The 17,487-nt window shown below is 40.5% G+C and carries 12 protein-coding genes and 3 pseudogenes; 4 read left to right on the top strand and 11 right to left on the bottom strand.

Going from position 1 to position 17,487, the window contains the following annotated elements; all coding sequences use genetic code 11:
* Nucleotides 1-309: 309 nt before the first annotated feature.
* The 5 genes and pseudogenes from coaBC to HWQ58_RS00055 all read right to left on the bottom strand — a co-directional run bounded on the left by coaBC (nucleotide 310) and on the right by HWQ58_RS00055 (nucleotide 4,222).
* On the bottom strand, nucleotides 310-1,521 hold the full coding sequence (coaBC, locus tag HWQ58_RS00075; RefSeq protein ID WP_292856375.1) for a bifunctional phosphopantothenoylcysteine decarboxylase/phosphopantothenate--cysteine ligase CoaBC: 1,212 nt from the start codon (nucleotides 1,519-1,521) through the stop codon (nucleotides 310-312).
* A gap of 117 nt (nucleotides 1,522-1,638) precedes the next feature.
* Nucleotides 1,639-1,851 carry a DUF2555 domain-containing protein gene (locus HWQ58_RS00070; RefSeq protein ID WP_094351471.1) on the bottom strand — a complete coding sequence of 71 codons (213 nt, stop codon included), beginning with the start codon at nucleotides 1,849-1,851 and terminating at the stop codon, nucleotides 1,639-1,641.
* A 155-nt stretch (nucleotides 1,852-2,006) separates the two neighbouring features.
* A complete protein-coding gene (locus tag HWQ58_RS00065) occupies nucleotides 2,007-2,627 on the bottom strand; it encodes an alpha/beta hydrolase (RefSeq protein ID WP_292856427.1) in 621 nt (206 codons plus the stop codon).
* A gap of 119 nt (nucleotides 2,628-2,746) precedes the next feature.
* Nucleotides 2,747-3,496, bottom strand: a pseudogene (locus tag HWQ58_RS00060) (SDR family oxidoreductase).
* Between the two features lie 474 nt (nucleotides 3,497-3,970).
* Nucleotides 3,971-4,222 carry a hypothetical protein gene (locus tag HWQ58_RS00055; RefSeq protein ID WP_292856373.1) on the bottom strand — a complete coding sequence of 84 codons (252 nt, stop codon included), beginning with the start codon at nucleotides 4,220-4,222 and terminating at the stop codon, nucleotides 3,971-3,973.
* Nucleotides 4,223-4,388: 166 nt separating this feature from the next.
* Between HWQ58_RS00055 and HWQ58_RS00050 the strand changes: the two are divergent.
* Nucleotides 4,389-5,672: pseudogene (locus tag HWQ58_RS00050) on the top strand (MFS transporter).
* Nucleotides 5,673-5,719: 47 nt separating this feature from the next.
* Here HWQ58_RS00050 and HWQ58_RS00045 read toward each other — a convergent pair.
* Nucleotides 5,720-5,884 (bottom strand): annotated as a pseudogene (locus HWQ58_RS00045) (Uma2 family endonuclease); the annotation flags it as partial.
* A gap of 2 nt (nucleotides 5,885-5,886) precedes the next feature.
* The gene (locus HWQ58_RS00040) at nucleotides 5,887-7,626 is read right to left on the bottom strand and encodes a helicase-related protein (protein WP_292856371.1); all 1,740 of its coding nucleotides are present in this window, start codon (nucleotides 7,624-7,626) and stop codon (nucleotides 5,887-5,889) included.
* 37 nt (nucleotides 7,627-7,663) lie between these two features.
* On the opposite strand from HWQ58_RS00040, the gene HWQ58_RS00035 reads away from it, so the two are divergent.
* The gene (locus tag HWQ58_RS00035; protein WP_292856369.1) at nucleotides 7,664-8,173 is read left to right on the top strand and encodes a helix-turn-helix domain-containing protein; all 510 of its coding nucleotides are present in this window, start codon (nucleotides 7,664-7,666) and stop codon (nucleotides 8,171-8,173) included.
* Nucleotides 8,155-8,724: an IS630 family transposase gene (locus HWQ58_RS00030; RefSeq protein WP_366837079.1), complete on the top strand. Its 570-nt coding sequence runs from the start codon at nucleotides 8,155-8,157 to the stop codon at nucleotides 8,722-8,724. The genes HWQ58_RS00035 and HWQ58_RS00030 overlap by 19 nt, the downstream gene beginning before the upstream one ends.
* On the opposite strand, the gene HWQ58_RS00025 is transcribed toward HWQ58_RS00030, so the two are convergent.
* From HWQ58_RS00025 to HWQ58_RS00015, 3 genes are all read right to left on the bottom strand, one after another.
* Nucleotides 8,687-10,984: a DEAD/DEAH box helicase family protein gene (locus tag HWQ58_RS00025; protein WP_292856367.1), complete on the bottom strand. Its 2,298-nt coding sequence runs from the start codon at nucleotides 10,982-10,984 to the stop codon at nucleotides 8,687-8,689. The genes HWQ58_RS00030 and HWQ58_RS00025 overlap by 38 nt on opposite strands.
* A complete protein-coding gene (locus HWQ58_RS00020) occupies nucleotides 10,984-14,178 on the bottom strand; it encodes a hypothetical protein (protein WP_292856365.1) in 3,195 nt (1,064 codons plus the stop codon). The genes HWQ58_RS00025 and HWQ58_RS00020 overlap by 1 nt, the downstream gene beginning before the upstream one ends.
* A 466-nt stretch (nucleotides 14,179-14,644) precedes the next feature.
* Nucleotides 14,645-15,220: a Uma2 family endonuclease gene (locus HWQ58_RS00015; protein ID WP_292856363.1), complete on the bottom strand. Its 576-nt coding sequence runs from the start codon at nucleotides 15,218-15,220 to the stop codon at nucleotides 14,645-14,647.
* 84 nt (nucleotides 15,221-15,304) lie between these two features.
* On the opposite strand from HWQ58_RS00015, the gene HWQ58_RS00010 reads away from it, so the two are divergent.
* Nucleotides 15,305-15,559, top strand: a complete 255-nt coding sequence (locus HWQ58_RS00010) for a hypothetical protein (RefSeq protein ID WP_292856431.1) — start codon at nucleotides 15,305-15,307, stop codon at nucleotides 15,557-15,559.
* A 98-nt stretch (nucleotides 15,560-15,657) separates the two neighbouring features.
* Here HWQ58_RS00010 and HWQ58_RS00005 read toward each other — a convergent pair whose 3' ends face one another.
* Nucleotides 15,658-17,172, bottom strand: a complete 1,515-nt coding sequence (locus HWQ58_RS00005; protein WP_292856361.1) for a calcium-binding protein — start codon at nucleotides 17,170-17,172, stop codon at nucleotides 15,658-15,660.
* Nucleotides 17,173-17,487 lie beyond the last annotated feature (315 nt).

Below are 17,487 nucleotides of genomic sequence, written 5' to 3'. Positions count from 1 at the left end.
GACTGTGGAAATATATTGATATTCTAATATCAGTATTTAATGATACTTTTGTTTCAGATTATCAGGAAAAAAAAACAATCTTTCAGTACGCGATCCGTTCTGCGTTCGCTCTGTTACTAGCTATGGTTTTGTTTGTTACCAACTTATTCTGACTAGCCGCGAGTGAAGAATCGCTCATTGCAAAGAAAGTAGGATGTTTTGCTAGTTTTTTAGGATGGGCTTTTCGGCCTATCCCTTGTATTTTTGGGCGCTCTGGATGCCCACCCCACAAAAATCATCCCTATTTTATTTCAATCCAAAATTTAAAATCTAAAATTCCGTAATCACAAAATCAAATAATTGATGTGCCATTTCTAATTTAGAACAAGGTGCAATTTCCAATTGATTTCTTTGGCTATCTAAAAATATCGCTTGATTATTATCGCTACCAAAACCACTATCAGCTCGATCGATGGGATTGGCAACAATAGCATCGAGTTTTTTACTGTGTAACTTTTCTAATGCAGGTTTGACAATATCTCCAGTTTGTGCTGCAAAACCAATTAATATTTGATGTGGTTGTTTCTGTTGTGCTAATTGGGCGACTATATCTGGTACGGGTTCTAAAGGTAAAGCTTGGGGGAGCGATCGCTTGGGCAATTTCTCTGTACTATAATCTCGTGGTTTCACATCTGCCACGGCTGCTGACATCACAATTACATCAGCGTTGGGTAAACATTCCACCATGACGTGTTGCATTTCGTCGGCACTAACAACGGGAATTGCTTGTACTCCCAATGGCACATCCCAATTAGCCGGGCCATGTACTAGGGTGACACTTGCACCTCGGTGAAATGCTGCTTGAGATAGCGCCAATCCCATTTTACCTGTGGAAGGATTACCAATAAACCTCACTGGGTCAAGATACTCTCGCGTTCCCCCAGCGCTAATTAAGACTCGTTTACCTACTAAATCTCGTTTGCCTTGAGTGTGTAACAACGATTGGATGTGAGCCAAAATTTCTGGAGGTTCTGCTAATCTACCAGCACCGATGCGATCGCACGCTAATAACCCTGATGCTGTATTCATTCCATGATATCGGCTATCTGTCAATAACTGTTGCCAATTCCGTTGCACCGATCGCTGTTCCCACATATCAGTATTCATTGCCGGTGCTAACAGCACGGGACAAGTAGAAGCCAGCACGGTATTTGTGAGTAAATTATCCGCCATTCCGTAGGCTAACTTTGCTAATGTATTAGCTGTCAAAGGGGCAATTACCATGACATCTGCCCATTCACCCAACTCAATATGCAACGGACGAGAGTGAGTTGGTTGCCAAAAATCATCATCTGTATAGGCGGGATGACGAGATAGAGTGGCTAAAGTCAGAGGCGTGATAAATTCTTGCGCCGAACGGGTGAGGATGACTCGGACTTGCACCCCGGTTTTAAACAGCGTCGAAACTAGTTCGCAGATTTTGTAGGCGGCGATACCGCCACCTACACCAATGAGAACCCTGTTCAATTTTGGATTAGTCATGGTAAAAAGTTAGGAGTAAGTAGTAACTTAGGAGCAAGTAGTTACGAATATTAATTTCCAACTCCTAATTCTTCTACAGACGCGATTAATCGCGTCTTTCCTAACTCTCAACCTCAACTACGCTTCATCGTAGGGTTCCAAGTCTAAGAGGTAGATATAAGGTTCAACTAACTCTGGACGCTGAAATGCGATCGCTCGCAATAGATGCCAATCATTTAAACCCTCAAAAGCATTACTATAATTATCCAGTTCCAGACGTGTAGCTAATTCTTCTACTTCTACTGCACTCATGGCAGCAATTTCTTTTTGGGAAATGCTTAGAGTTGTCATAATACTTGCCCCTCCCTTATCCAGCACTTGCCTTCAGCATGGGTTAAGTTGCGCTCTTTCGCAGCCACCCAATATATATTACTCATTAGAAGTCATTAAGTTCGTGAAAATTGTCAGAATTTGTACCAGAATTTATGAAAAATTCGTAATCCTGACTAAGCAATTGTATTTACAACGAAATTTCGTAGTACCTCTAACGTTTTTGGATCTATTTCATGCCCCATATCAAATTCGTGGTATTCTACTGCCACTCCTAGAGACTTTAGAGTTTCTTGTGCCTTCAAAGCAGCTTGTAAGGGCACAACTTCATCATATCTACCGTGAGTGATTAAAGTCGGTGGAATCCCACTTTTAGCTGCCGTTAGTGCGTCAGGATGTAAATACCCGCTCATGACAACTAAACCTGCTAAGGGCAATTTTGAGCCGACATCTAAAGTCATTGCTCCGCCTTGAGAAAATCCACTCAAAATGGTACGTGACAAAGGTATGCCAGTAGTACTTTCTAAAGATTTCAAGAAATCTGTTAGCAGTTGCCGACTTTCTGCCAACCCTTGATACATATTTTCTACCCGCAGGTCATACCATGCCCTCCCTATAGGGGAATAGGGATAAGGATAAGGTGCGTTGGGTAATACAAACTGGTAATCGGGTAAGTTGAGCAAAGGTAACAAAGATGCTACATCCTCAGCATTAGCACCCCAACCATGTAAAGTGACAATTAAGCCTGCTGGGGGTTGAGAAGTTGCTGTGGGAACAGTAATAAATTGTAAAGACAGAGGTCTACTCCTAAAATCCTACTCTTTTAGTAGATCCTATCTCTTGAAGTAGACTTAGTATTAGGAATAGGAAGCGGATGCCACTTTGATAGAGACACCCACCTTATTGGCTAAACTTTTTACCAAGGTACTGGTTCACCAAGATGAAAAAAGCCACCACTCGGCCCATCGTCAGGGAGGATCGCTAACTCAACGCCCGTTTTCGCCCCTTCTGCAATATCCATCATTGCGCCTTCACCGCCCAATTCAGTTTTCACCCAACCTGGATGAGCGCTATTAATTTTCACAGGAGTATTGCGTAACTCATGGGCTAAATGGATGGTGAATGCGTTGACTGCTGCTTTAGAAGCATTGTAAGCAAATGGTTTAGAGTCATAAATTGGTGAATTAGGAGTAGCATGAAGTGTCAATGAGGCTTCAATACTAGACATATTGACAATTCGACCACTAGGACTGTTTAAAATTAACGGTAGCAGTATTTGAGTCAGTTCAACCAAGCCAAAAAAGTTGGTGTTGAATGTCTGTCAAATAATGTTTATTGAAACAGAAGTGGCATTACTGATTAACCAGTCGCCATCTAGAAACACACCTGCATTATTAATCAAGATATCCAATTTACCAAAAGAGTCACTAATCTCTTGAAAAGCAGACTGAATTTGAGTACTGTCAGTTATGTCAAGAGCGATCGCTACAGCCGAGACTCCTTCATTATGCAAGTTAGTAGCTGCCGTTTTTGCTGCTTCTAAATTTCGGGCTGCGATCAGAATTGTCAATCCATGTTGTCCCAGTTGACGACTCATCTCCAGTCCAAGACCCTTATTTGCGCCAGTAATCAAGGCTACTTTATTTTTCAGTTCGCTATTTACCACTGTTAGCCACTCCTATTGAATTTGGGATCTACGATGTATTTAAAAACAGTATGCTTAAGCTTTGTTTAAATACTGGGTCAATCCTCTCACAAAGTCACAGGCAAGAAAACCTAGAAAAAAGGCTAGTACCGCAAGGCGGAAATCAAAAGCCAAAAGTCAAAAGTCAAAAGTATTATGGAATGGGATTTTTAGAGTTTTTAAATGGTTACTCTATTTACGTTACGCCGTGACTTACTAGGCCTTGTCTATAGCGTACATTAACTATTTGTTATCTGCTTTATCTTCCAGCAGAATGGTGTTCAAAAGATTCAGTTCACTGGATGCCATAAAGTAGCGATCACTAAAAACTGTTTCTAATTCTATAAAAATCCGTCTACCTGCCACAGCTATCCAAGGAACCGTTCAATAGTGAGGTACTACAGGTATAATTAAACCTTGAGGAGTTAGAGAACGTTCTAGCGCGCTTCTCCAAGCTTACGGATCTTCTAATACCTGTTGGCGGATGTCATCTTCTGATTGTTCATTCCAGAAATGGGGATAGTCTAGAGGTAAGGCAATAACTATGTTTTTAGTTTTCAATGCTTGACGTGTGGAAGATTCAATCACAAATCCCTCTTGTTCTCGACTCAATAGTTTATACAGTTCGTTAGCAGAACATTTGAGTTTTGAGGGAAAATTGAAAATGTCCCGACATTCTTCGTTGCGCCCTAGCGTGAAAATGACCACCAGTCTTTGGGTTTCCCCAAAATATAAATGCAAGTGAGCTTCATCTGATGCTGTAATCTGTATTTAGAAGTAGAGCAATCAATATAGACATAACCATACCTTGCTCAAAGGCGATTACTTAAATTTGAACAACAGCAACCGCAAGGGATAATATCGGATAACTAAGATGACCTCAGATAAAACGTTCCAACAAAAGGTATTAAACAAAGTAAGTCGGCGGCTTATTCCCTTATTGTTTGTACTTTATGTCATTGCTTATTTAGATCGGGTTAATGTCGGGTTTGCAGCCTTGCAAATGAATCAGGATTTGGGCTTTAGTTCCACAGTTTATGGTTTAGGCTCAGGGGTCTTTTTTCTGGGCTACTTTTTGTTTGAAATTCCTAGTAACCTGATCTTAGAAAGAATTGGTGCTAGGGTTTGGATTGCCCGGATTGTCATCACTTGGGGAGTAATTGCCGTCGGGATGATGTTTGTCAAAAGCCCTTTGAGCTTTTACTTGTTGCGTTTTTTCTTGGGAATTGCAGAAGCTGGTTTTTTCCCTGGGATTATTCTTTACCTCACATATTGGTTTCCCACAATTCAACGCGCTAAAACCATAGCTTCGTTTATGGCAGCAACTGCTATAGCTGGGGTTGTAGGAGCGCCCCTTTCTGGTCTGCTACTCACTCTACATGGAATTGCCGGATTAAGGGGTTGGCAGTGGTTATTTCTAGTAGAGGGTTTACCCGCCATCGTTATGGGTTTTGTAGTGCTGAGTTATCTATGCGAACGTCCAGAGCAAGCTCAATGGTTGGAACCAGAGGAGCGTTTCTGGCTCTAGGAGAGATTGCGCTTAGAATACGAGCGTAAAACTAGTCACAACAATTACACCTTACTCCAAGCTCTTGTCAATCCTAAAGTTTGGCTACTGAGTCTAATTTATTTCACTCTAGTAATTGGTCTTTATGGTATTAGTTTCTGGCTACCACAAATTATTAAAAGTTTTTCTGGATTAAGCGACCTGTGGGTAGGATTTACCTCAGCTATTCCCTATTTAGTAGGTGCGCTGGGAATGGTCTTTATTAGTAATCACTCAGACCAAACTAAAGAACGCCGCGCTCATGTTGCTATCTGTGCTTTCATTGGGGCATTTGGATTAGTTCTTAGTGCTTACTTTCATCAGCCTGTGACTGCTCTAGCATCCCTTTCGTTGGCAGCATTAGGAATTTGGGGAGCTTTAGGGCCATTTTGGGCTTTACCCACCGCCTTTTTAAGCGGTACTGCTGCTGCTGGCTCCTTAGCTTTGATTAACTCTGTGGGCAATTTGAGAGGATTTGTAGCTCCCTACGTTATCGGCTTAGTTAAAGATGCCACTAATAGTTTTACTGGAGGGTTGCTTGTAATGGCAGCAACACTACTAGTTGGTGGAATTCTCACTCTGTTAGTTCCGAATGACTCTTTTCTAGAGTGACTAGATACTCTGCGAAGCTGAACAATGCAATAGGTATCAACTACCTAAACACGAGAAACATCAGCTTTCAGATAATCAGTCGCTTTTTCGGCAATTTCACCAAAAGTTTGACCAGCTGAAATGATTTCGATGACCAATTCAGGTGCGACAGGACAAGCTTCGTCTAATAGCCAATCAGCAGGAAGACGGTTATGACAAATATAGCTTACATTAACTATTTGTTATCTGCTTCATCTTCAAGCAAGATGGTATTGAGAAGATTTAATTCACTGGATGCCATAAAGTAGCGATCGCTAAAAACTGTTTCTAATTGTGTAAAAATCCGTCTACCTGCCACAGCTACCCAAGGAACTGTTCGATAGTGAGGTACTACAGGTATGATTAAGCCTTGAGGAGTTAAAGAACGTCCTAGCGCACTTCTCCAAGCTTGCGGATCTTCTAATACCTGTTGGCGAATGTCGTCTTCTGATTGCTCATTCCAGAAATGGGGATAGTCTAGAGGTAATCCAATAACTATATTTTTAGTTCTCAATGCTTGACGTGTGGAAGATTCAATCACAAATCCTTCTTGTTCCCGACTCAATAGTTTATATAGTTCGTTGGCAGGACGTTTGAGTTTTGAAGGGAATTTGAATTTCTTGCTTTCAGCAATTTCTTTTAGCGATCCTAAAAGACGACTACTATTTTGTTTAATATCAGCTTTCCATGCTTCAAAGCTAAATATTTCTTCAGTTTGGCGATCGCACCAATCTTCTATCCAGAAAGGGCCTATACAAGTTAGACTATCAGGTATCTCTAGCGCATCATTATCTAAAGATGGCAATAAAGAACTCTGAATCCTAGAGACAGCTTTAACCAAAGCTTGTAAGGTTTGATAATTTGCATACGACTTGGCATTTCTCTTTAATGATTGACCTCTCAAGTCAAAATGTTTAAAAATGTTTGTACTTAACTGCTCCGCCCTTTTCACAATTGCTTTTGCTTCTTGATGGTGACTATCACTGATAAAAACTTTGGCTTCACGCAAGAAATCTAATAAATCATCAGACATCAAACGCAACAATTCTTCATCCCCAACAGAGCCAACGGGTACAAATGCAATTCGGTTTTTATTAAGTCCTGCATCACCTTTAATGCGAGTATAAATTGTAGAGCGCAACATTACCAGCAGAGTCAATAGATCACTTGACTGACGCAACCATAGTCTTTTAGGGTCAATGTCCTCTCTTTCAATGATGAAATCATTGATTAGCATAACTAACCGTCTAGCTTTGTTATCTCCAGAAACTTCCATTCCGGTTTCTGGATGTGTATACATTCCTCGACCCCGATAAATTAATTGTGCGACTTCCATTAAAGCGGCTTCAATATTAAATCGGGGAATTGCAGCTATAATGCAATCTGTTTTCGGGAAAGAAACACCTCTTGCGCCTGAAGAAGTCATCAGGAAAACTCGAACTTCATCTCGTCGTGGCGGTTTGACTAATTTCAATCGCTGATCGGGTGATATACTTTGATCCAAAACTTCCACCTCTCCCCTTTTTAGAAGAGCTTCTTTACCAGTGGTCAATTTTTCCTGTAACTGACGTAGAAAAGCTTTATCCTGAGCAAAGAAAATTAACTGTTCTGCTCCCTTGTGTAACCCATCCTTAATTTCTAAGTAAGCATTTGTTAGAGTTTCTTCTTCTGATTTTTCTCGAATTGCTTGTCTAATTGTCTGCTCTGTGCCGTCACTATTTTGACCTGGTTTAATGGGAGACAGCCGAATACTGTAATCAATGGTTAGTTTACTGGCGGGGTAGCTATTTGTCATGATGTGTAGCGTTGGGTGCTTTTTGGGGCCAATTTTTGTCCAAGTGCCTGTTACCCGAAAAGGTGCTTCACCTTGACTTTGACTAATTAATACTTTATCAGGGGCGCGATCGCCTGATACCAATTTAATATGAAGCTGCATATAATAGAGAGAAGCCAACTCCTAAGTTTAAATAGCCATGAGCCGCCCGTTTAAGATTGAAATTGCAGAGAGCGAAGAGGAACTAAAAAAACGCCTACAAACAGCTAACTTGGGAAACCAGAAAGAAAAACTTATTATGTTGTGGTGGCTCAAAAGCGGACAAGTAAAGGAACAGCAAGAAATCGGAAAACGTTTGGCAAGAGATAGTTCAACGGTCACGAGATGGTTGCACAAGTACAGAACTGATGGGCTGTCAGGCTTATTAGAAATTAAGAAAGCACCAGGAGCAAAACGGAAAATCGATGATGCTGCGATCGCAGCACTCTTAGAGGAGTTAAAAGCAGGAAAAGGCTTTAGTAGCTATGGTGCAATAGTTGAGTGGTTAAAAAAAGAACATGGACAAGGTATAGAGTATGCAACGGTTTATGCCTGGGTTCGATATCGATTAGGGGCAAAACTAAAAGTGCCTCGCCCTCAAAGCCATAACCAAGATGAGAAATTGGTATCTGAATTTAAAAAAAACTCGGAATCATTCTTAATTGTCTAGAAAAACATCTAGCACCCGGCAAGTGTGTTCGCTACCTGTGCCAGGATGAAACTAGGGTTGGACTCAAAACTCTTACAGGAAAAGTGATTACAGCTTCCGGAGTTAAGCCCACTGTTAAGGTGATATGGCCAAGAGATAACTTTTGGATTTATGGTGCAATTGAACCATTAACTGGAGACCACTTTCTTTATGAGTATCCGAAACTGAATGGCGAGTGTTTTCAACAGTTCTTGGACTGGCTATCTGTGCAATTAGGTAGTGATTACGCTATTTTACAGATTGATCAAGCACCTGCTCATACAAGTTCAAATATCTGTTGGCCGGAGAATATTATTCCTCTGTTTCAACCAGCATCAGCCCCTGAACTCAACCCGATTGAGAGACTTTGGCAATTTCTCAAAAAACCCCTTAAAAATCAACTCTTCTCTTCTTTACAGGCTTTACGCGAATGCATCCAAGAGATATTCGACCAACTTACATTTGAGCAAGTAATTTCTGTCTCTTCTTATAACTTTATCCTAGAAGCTCTTTTCTATGCAGCTTCATATTAAATTGGTATGAGTTCAAAAAGCTATCTAAAACAACTTCATTGCTGAGTGAGGCATCAGCCAGAATCAGCACAATTTTAAACGGAGATTGATTTGTATCAAACGGTTTAATAAATTGCTGTTCCAACCATTCTGCTAACTTACGGACAAAGGGCGCACCTGCACCATCACCAGCGAGTTCATCTACCATGACAACTATAGTGGGAATCCGCGCTGCAAATGCTGAACGTTCATTCTTTCCAGCTTGAGTATCGGCTTTTTTTAGAAATAAGTTGTTGAAGGCATTAACTGTGGTTGATTGATTGTTGAGCGTCCGATAACCTTGAATAGCAGCAGTCATCACTAGTTGATTAAGCTGCGGGTTGGCTTCTAGCAATTTGCGGGCTGACTTTGCTATCGTACCCAATACACCAGGACTGTAAAGAGATTCTATGCTGTAATCTCTTTCGTTGAGACGACGTTTAAACCGAGTCGAGCCGACTATATTGCAATCAATGTCAAGTTCTTGCTCTGGGGTTAGGAAGAAGATACTGCCAACAGGACGTGTGAGGTTTCCAATACCATCAACAACAACAGCACTATCGATACTGTGAGATGGAAAATTGTTTTGCTGAACCTGTTTTTTATACCATTCGGGAGCTGCATCAATCAAATTTTTATTGCTGGTGATGGTTAATATTCCAGTGGGATGATCGTTTTCTTTAGCAAGTTTGTCGGTGACATCCCGATTAATTACAACTCGCGGACTGAGATACAAAAATGAGAAACCTTGAGACTGCTGCTTTTGCTGTTTAAGAAATTTCATTACAGCAGTAGTTTTACCAATACCTGGATTTCCTTCCAAAGCTAGGACGTTAATTTTACCGACTTGAGCAGCAGTTATACCAGCAAATACTGCTGCCTCGTGTACTTGTCGCAGAGAAATTGTTGCCTTATCGGGATTAATTTCATTGATACAATCGGCAATTCGTGTAACAGGATTGCCTCCAAAGAACTCAAGTAATGCGTCGTTGTCTTCAATAGATGCGATCGCCTCAGCCTTGCTAATTTCACTCATTGGGTTGTAGAAGTCCGTCACATTCTCCTGAAATAGAAAGTGAGAGTATTGACCTAGAGTTGGTTTTTCAGCTAGATGTTGTGCTTGTTCTTTAAAAGCAGACGGTAGCCCTTTCAAGACCTTCTTGAACACCAACTGGATTTCCGCATCTAGATCGAGTGGCTCATCATTGTCTGAATGTTTAGCTTTGCAATATGCTTGTCCCAATGATTTCATTAACTTGGCTCTAGTATCTGGTTCTGGTTCCACCCCCCAGAATTGAGCAGCAAGACTTTCAATACCATTAGATGTGACAGCGATCGCTCTAGCATGACAACTTCCTTCTAAACGCTTACGTGCGCGTAACACTTTAATCAGCTGATCGGTATAAGATGATGCCTGACAGAGCTTGAATAATGGTTTATCTTGACCGCTAAATGCTGAAAGAAAATTTTCCAGCCTTTTAGAAAGTGAAAACTCTTCACCTTCAACCTCTGCACAAACTCTAGAGAAGACTCCCCGTGATTCAATGTAACGAGCATAGCGACTCATTTCTTCTCTATGAGGCGTTTCATTTTGAAAATCTGCAAATTTGATAGGTGCGTTATACGAAAATTCCAGACAGATAATTAAGTTTTCAACTTTTTTGCGTTTTAGATCTTTTGGCTGGGAGAAGGCACTCTTAAAGTCTTTAAAGAGTATTACTTCCTCCTGCTGTGTGTTTCTGTGGGGGCTAAATTCGTTAGACAGCCATAAAATAAAATCGGCTCTGGCTGGTTGTCCTCGGTTGACTAAGTTCTCGTCTGGTTTTCCTGGTAGGTTGAAAGCTTCTTGAAATGCTTTTGCGGTCTCTTCTTTTTCTTCATCCCGTAGCATTTGCTGTCCTGGCAATGTCAACGGACACCAAATTGCTTCTAGTTTAGGTTGTCTAATTTGACTGTGATTGAGACACTCACGCATTGCTGTCCAACCTAAACCATAGCCGAGTACCAGCAGATGACGCAGCATTGTCTCTACCCATTCTTTGTGATTGGGATCTGTGATTTTGAATGCTTTCACTAGTTGTTGAGAGACATGTGTATTTTTATGAGATTGCCAAAGCTGGAAAACAGTATTCTCTTTCAAGAGTAAGTTTTGGTGAATCAACTGTTGTAAAACACCGCGTTTAACAGCAATTTCAAATACCTGCCCCCAAATAGAGGCTTGTTGTAGAAAAGATAATTCCATTACTTCCTGTGCAGAACTTGAGAAACGTGGGTAAGTACAGCGCGATAATTAAGTAATACCTGTCCTTTGCGACGGGAGTGAAGAACTTTTACTTCACCAGCCTCTTCAACTGTATTTGGCGATATCCAACTAAATGGATCTAGTACTGGGCTAAGTTGACTTTTGTACATACCTCGTTCAGCTTCAATAAAATGCAAGCCCCGTAGTACAGCTAGTAAGCAAGGATGAATACGAGAGTCTGAATCAGGATTAATCAAATGCTGACGAGCGCGTTCAGTCCAGTTAATATTGCTAACTTTTCCATCCGATACCAAGAAATAAATGCAGAAACCAGATTGTAAGCGCTCTTCTGCTTGAATAGCATAAAGTGTAGCAAAAGTATAAACCGGAATTAAATCACGAAAGTAGTCTGCCTTAACAGATCGCGGAAAACCTGAATGGTCTCCTGCTTGCAAAATTTCAAATGCCCCTTCACTGTTACCGCGATCGCGCAAGCGTGTAGCAGGAAATACATCCCGCATCATTGGGTAAATATTGATATCAGGAAAAGTTTGAAAAACTTCTTCTAAAAATTCTGTAGGTATTAAAGAAGAATTGTAATTTGCGGCTCGATTAATGCGCCGATCGCCATAGGCATGAGCTAATAAAATAATGTGTTGACATCCTTGGGCTTTAAGGTAACGAATTTCTTCTTGAACTAGGCGTTGCGTTTTCAGCTGTTCTGGAGAATCAAGCACATCAGACTGCATCCGTTCTCTTTTCAGTTCATAACCTTTAAACGGTTCATTAACGGCTGTAGCAATATAACTTTGAGTGAGAAAAAGATAAGCCTTTTCAGCATCATTAGGAAAATTTCCCTCGTTACAGGGACGGCTGGCGTATGAAATTAAACCAATCTTGGGGGCTGAATGAGAATCTGGGCTACTAATGCAAAGTGGAAACGCACTTAAAAATGCCTTAAAAGTACCGGATTTAATAAAACCTTGCGTTGTTTGGGGTTGTTTCACCAGATTATCTAGAATAAGTCCCTGCATTCGGATAGGGGTATCTTCACCTAGTATGGCTTCTAAGGTTTGGGCGGCTGCGTAAACGTAAGCATCGCCGCTCTTGTCTTTATCTTCATCTATTTGTTTTCCTGTTTCTTGCAGTCGCAGCATTAAGGTTGTAAAATCAACCGATTTTTCCTTCTGGCCACGTTTTTGCAATCGTGTAATAATCCGCCACAAACAACAGTAAATTAGCACAGCAAAGGCGGTAACTGCCGCTGCATGATACTGCTTATTTTCCTCAGATTCTCTTGTATTTGCTCGCCGCCTCACAGTTTCAACATCGTATTCCACTATAATTGCAGCTGATAATGCCCACCCAGCAAATTGAGAAGCATTTGTAGATAGCTCATAAGTCCATTGACGATCTTCTCCTCTGTGCCAAGAACGAGGAACCCAACAAACTTGGAGGAGTTTCTGCGGCAATAAACGCTTTGCCCGTAATTGACTAAGTGTATCTTTAGTTTTTAAGTCATATTCCGAAAGCTCGGCAACAACCTTAACCGAGAAAAGAAGTCCTGATGTTGCTGGTTGCTCACAAATTTCAATATGTTTGAACCATTCAACCTTTTCGCTGGAATTTTCTTGTGGCTCTACAAGCAGCTTTCTCACACCTAATGTTGCCCCTTCTAGCCGATCCCAATTAATGATGCTGCTTTTTACACAGATGAATTGTTCTGAGGAGCGATCTTGAACTTGAGATATGACTTTTTGGCTCTTGTCGCGTAGTACTTTCATCAGAGCCTTGGCAATGGACTTCATTGACTCGGAGCGTTCCTGTAATTCTTCTAAAGTCTGGCGAATAGCTTCTGTACCCTGCGATTTAAAATTTGCTAGGAGTTGATTTACCACATCTGTTAGTGATTCTTTAGTTAGCGATTCCTCGTCCTTTTTGGGAACGACGACTGCCAAAAAGATTAGTTGGGCTAAACGACGACAAATTTCCCAAGGTTTTTGTAAGGAAGATTCATCATTACTCAGTAAATATTCTCTAATTTGATCGAGTCGTACTTCAAAAGCAGGTTTGCCTAATTCTGGATTTTGTCCATTGACTCGAAAACGATAACTTACTTCACGCTCTATTTGATTTTTAGTCTTTTGCTCAAAAATTTGAGTTTTCCATTCAGGCCAAACAGCTAGACAATAATAAAAGGTCGCTTTGCTAAGTTCATCTGCCAAGTCGAACTCAGCTGCACTACCGAAATGAGCCGTTAAATCAACCGTATAGCCTTCTTCTTGAGCAGATTCAACTAAAGTGAGTATTCGATTGACATACTCTACTAAAAGTTTATAATCTGAGTCGTGACTCGATCCGGCATTTTCTGCGATCGCCTCCATAATCCGAAAGCTAATTGTTAATCGGACTCGTGATAATGCTTCATCGTCTATAAAGTTTAAAAAACGCTGGATTTGGCTATCGTGTCGATTTTTTTCCTCTTCTAAAGTTGCAATCGATGAATTAACATCATCTTCATCGTTGTCAAGTTCGTTTTCTAAATATTCTGTGGCAGCACTGCACATTTGCTCAAAATAATCAGTATTTTCAACTCGTTCGCGTGCACAAATAACCGTCGCCACAGACTTGTTATCTTTAGTATCTCCAGCTTGAAATGCTATATGTACAAGGTTGGCAGTATTGGGTATATTCTGGAAAGTCGTACCTGCTTTTTTAGCAAGATGTTTGAGTTGCTTTTCAGCTTCATCTAACAGCAATGTTGATAATAAGCTGTCGGAAGGCACAGCAGTATTGAGTGCTTGGTCAATAGCAGCCATTAATCTGTCTATCGCACCAGGTAACTTTGTAGCATTACCATCACTCAAACAGCCGCCAACGCGCGACTTATTACCTTTTGCTGGCATCGATAAGTTTTGAATAAATCCACCGCTTGGAGCAGGGTTAAAAGCCTCTCTAAATTTAGGTTGTGCAAATAGCCGATACATAACGGCTGAAGTACTTATTCTCAGGCGTTTATTTTGCTTCTCATCAAATTCAAACAGCTGCATCCCTCTAGGGTTTAGCTGGTCAGTATTTGCCTGATTACTGCTGGGAAGAATAGCTTCAGTAAGCAACTCTATGACTGTAGCGAGGTCAGTAGAAGGCTTAAGTGAACGCGGGTCAACGTGAGCGCCAGTACCTTGTGAAGGCATAATTATTTCCTTTGTAATTTTCAGTTTTACGACTGCTTCATTTGCCTGAACTTTACAGTCTCAGCAAATGGACTCAATATTTTTAATATCTTAAATGTGTCTAATCTGTCAAGATACTTGTATTTTACGTTTATAATATTTTTTTTAATAACTATTACACAAGCAACTCAGTCTTATGTTTATGTATTTTCTTGAATAAGAAAATTGATCTATATTAATTATTCCAAAAATCTTAATTTATACAGTTAATTGAATTTTCCATTTTTCTGTAAACTAAAATAGATAAGAAAAATTTTGAAGCATCAATTAACTTAACCTGCGTTGAATATGATATCTACTCAGAAATACCGATCAAATTTATTCTTAAAAAATTAAGATTCTATACTTTATTTATTGCCAATAGATTCGGCTTATCAATTGTTTTTCATTAGCAAAACTTTAGATTCTTCTGATTACTAATGAAACTTTAGGGTAATCCAGCTTGTTGAAAGATTGCGTGAGGGGTAATTTCCAATTCTGGTAGTAAATTATCAGTAATTATTTGATCAGATCGATAAGTAATCGGTAAAGAAGATGGCGCAAATACAGTTACAGTTCTAGCTTTTGTATCAACCACCCAAACACGAGAAACGCCAGCTTTCAGATAATCAGTCGCTTTTTCGGCAATTTCACCAAAAGTTTGACCAGGTGAAATGATTTCGATGACTAATTCAGGTGCGACAGGACAACCTTCGTCTAATAGCCAATCAGCAGGAAGACGGTTATGAGAAATATAGGTCAGATCGGCTACAGGCATCCAATCTTGTTGATTTCGTGTTAGTTTAATTGCCCATTCAATCACAACCCGACCTTTTACTTGTGCCCATGCAGACAATAATATAAATAAAGCACCAGTAGTCGAGCCATGAAAAAATTTTGGTGAGATTTCATTATCTTTATATTTGGGTACAGCTTCACCGTTAACAAACTCGTATGTAATGTCTCCTTCGGGAAGTGCGAGAAATTCTTCTAGGGTTAGGCGTTGATTAGAAGACTGAACCATAGGGGTTATGTGCGTAAAAGATGCTTACTTTTAGTTTAGGCGATCGCCCACTTCGCTTTGAGCCTACTTTTAAGGAATTGCCCAATGGTACATATAGCCCTGCTGAGTGTATCTAAGAAAACTGGTTTAATTAACCTCTCCCGTAGCTTGGTTGAAGAATTTAACTTTGATTTATTAATCAGCAGTGGGGGAACAGCCCAAGCACTTAAAGATGCAGGACTCTTTGTGACCAAATTTGATACCTTTACACGAGCAATTTTTTTGCAATATAAAACTAGTTTAAATCGTAACTCAGCCGCAGCTTTATTTTTGATATTGGTGACAGATCACTCGCTATAATTGCATTGATGAATCGAATGCGAGTTGCTATTTCAGACACCTCGCAATCCGACTATTTTCGATTTTCTTTATTTAGAGTGATAAAGCGTTAATCACAATTAAACAACCACAAAATTGTTTTTGGTGAGTGACAACCCACTCAAAAGTTGTCCAAATTGTACCTGAGTAAAAGCATTTGCACTGCCATCTCGATCAAAGAACAATGCACCTGTAACATCGTTGTAAATAAATTGCTGAGTGCGAGTAGTTGCAGATGCTCCAATCGTAAACTGATTTTTCTGAAGTGAACCTGCTGATAATCCGCCACCAAAACCAGTAACCGATACCCGAATCAGTTCATTAGTAGTGTTGAAATCATAAAGTCTATCAATGCCTTCATTGAAACTATTGAAAGCAAAGGTATCAGTACCCGATCCTCCATAGAGGCTATCATTACCCTTGCCACCTATGAGGATATCATTCCCATCACCACCATTAAGAGTATCATCTCCATTGCCCCCCACAATCAAGTCATCGTAGTTTGTACCTATGATATCTAATCGTTCGATATTCTTGTAGATAACCCCATTTGTCCCCGCCGTAATTGAGCCAGTATTAGTGGTGGCATTGAAAGTCGAAGTGATTCCCTCGCTACCACCGCCGTCATGGACGATCAACAAATCGTCACCTTTGCCTCCATCTATTGTGTCATTGCCACTAATAACCTCAATCGTATAATATTCACGGTACCCGACAATGAAACTATAGTTTCCTGTTATCGTATCATTGCCATTACTCCCCACAATATTGTCATCGTACTCTGTACCTGAAATATTTAATCGTTCAATATTCTTGTAGCTAACCCGATCGCTGCCCTCTGTAATCAAGCCAGTATTAGTGGTAGCATCGAAAGTTGAAGTGATTCCCTCGCTACCATTGTAGGACAACAAATCATCACCTGTGCCCCCATCTATCGTATCATTTTCACCACCACTGAAGGAGAACGTATCATTGCCATTGCTCCCCACAATATTGTCATCGTAGCCTGTACCTGAGATATCTAATCGCTCGATATTCTTGTAGCTAACCCGATTCGTTGTGCCCGCCGTAATTATTCCAATATTAGTAGTAGTATCGAAAGTAGAACCAAAAAGGGTGTCATTGTCTGTACCACCAAAGAGGTTATCATTGCCTGCATCACCCCACAACAGGTCATCCCCTTCACCACCCTGAAGTGAGTCATCCCCTTCACCACCTTGAAGTAAGTCATCCTCTTCACCACCGTTGAGAGTATCATTGCCTTTACCACCGATGAGAGTATCATTGCCTGTACTACCGCGTAGCAGGTCGTTACCACTCAAGCCGTCAATTTTGTCATTACCCCCCTGACCATTCACCACATCATTTGAGTTGTCTAAACCTGTAATATTGTTGGATAGGTCATTGAGGAATGTCACTGTGTTTTTGCTGAACAGGTTAGTTTTAGTGGAGTTGGCATCAAACACATCAAAACTGTCGGTAATGCTGGTTTGTCCATCAAACAGGATATTGCCAATAGCAGGTCGTGAAGAAGTTGCAGGCAGATTATTCAGGTTTTCTAATTTGAAGTTTTCAAGGATGATTGCATTAGTCACCTCTTCAAAGGTAATTTCCAGATTGCTGCCGTTCTGAGTAAGCAGCAGATTTTGAGCAGTAAGATTATAGCCTTGGAATTGGATGGTATCTACTTCGGCAATGACTGCTGCTGAGGGAGTTACGCTCTTACCTACCCCACCGAAATCAGTAATAGTATCGGTGTTGGGACTAGAGGAATAATAGTTTAAGTTGTAGACAAATTTATCCTTGCCACCGCCACCAGTCAGAATATCGTTGTCCTGATCACCTGAGGTAGTAGCCCTGACTATCTAATTAGTATTTAAGAGCTTGAGACTCAAGCACAGCGAGAAGTT

It is taken from the genome of Nostoc sp. LPT (assembly GCF_017115165.1).
Taxonomy (GTDB): Bacteria; Cyanobacteriota; Cyanobacteriia; order Cyanobacteriales; family Nostocaceae; genus Nostoc.
The sequence above is the reverse complement of the archived record's forward strand: the minus strand, read 5'-3'. Positions and strand labels throughout refer to the sequence as shown.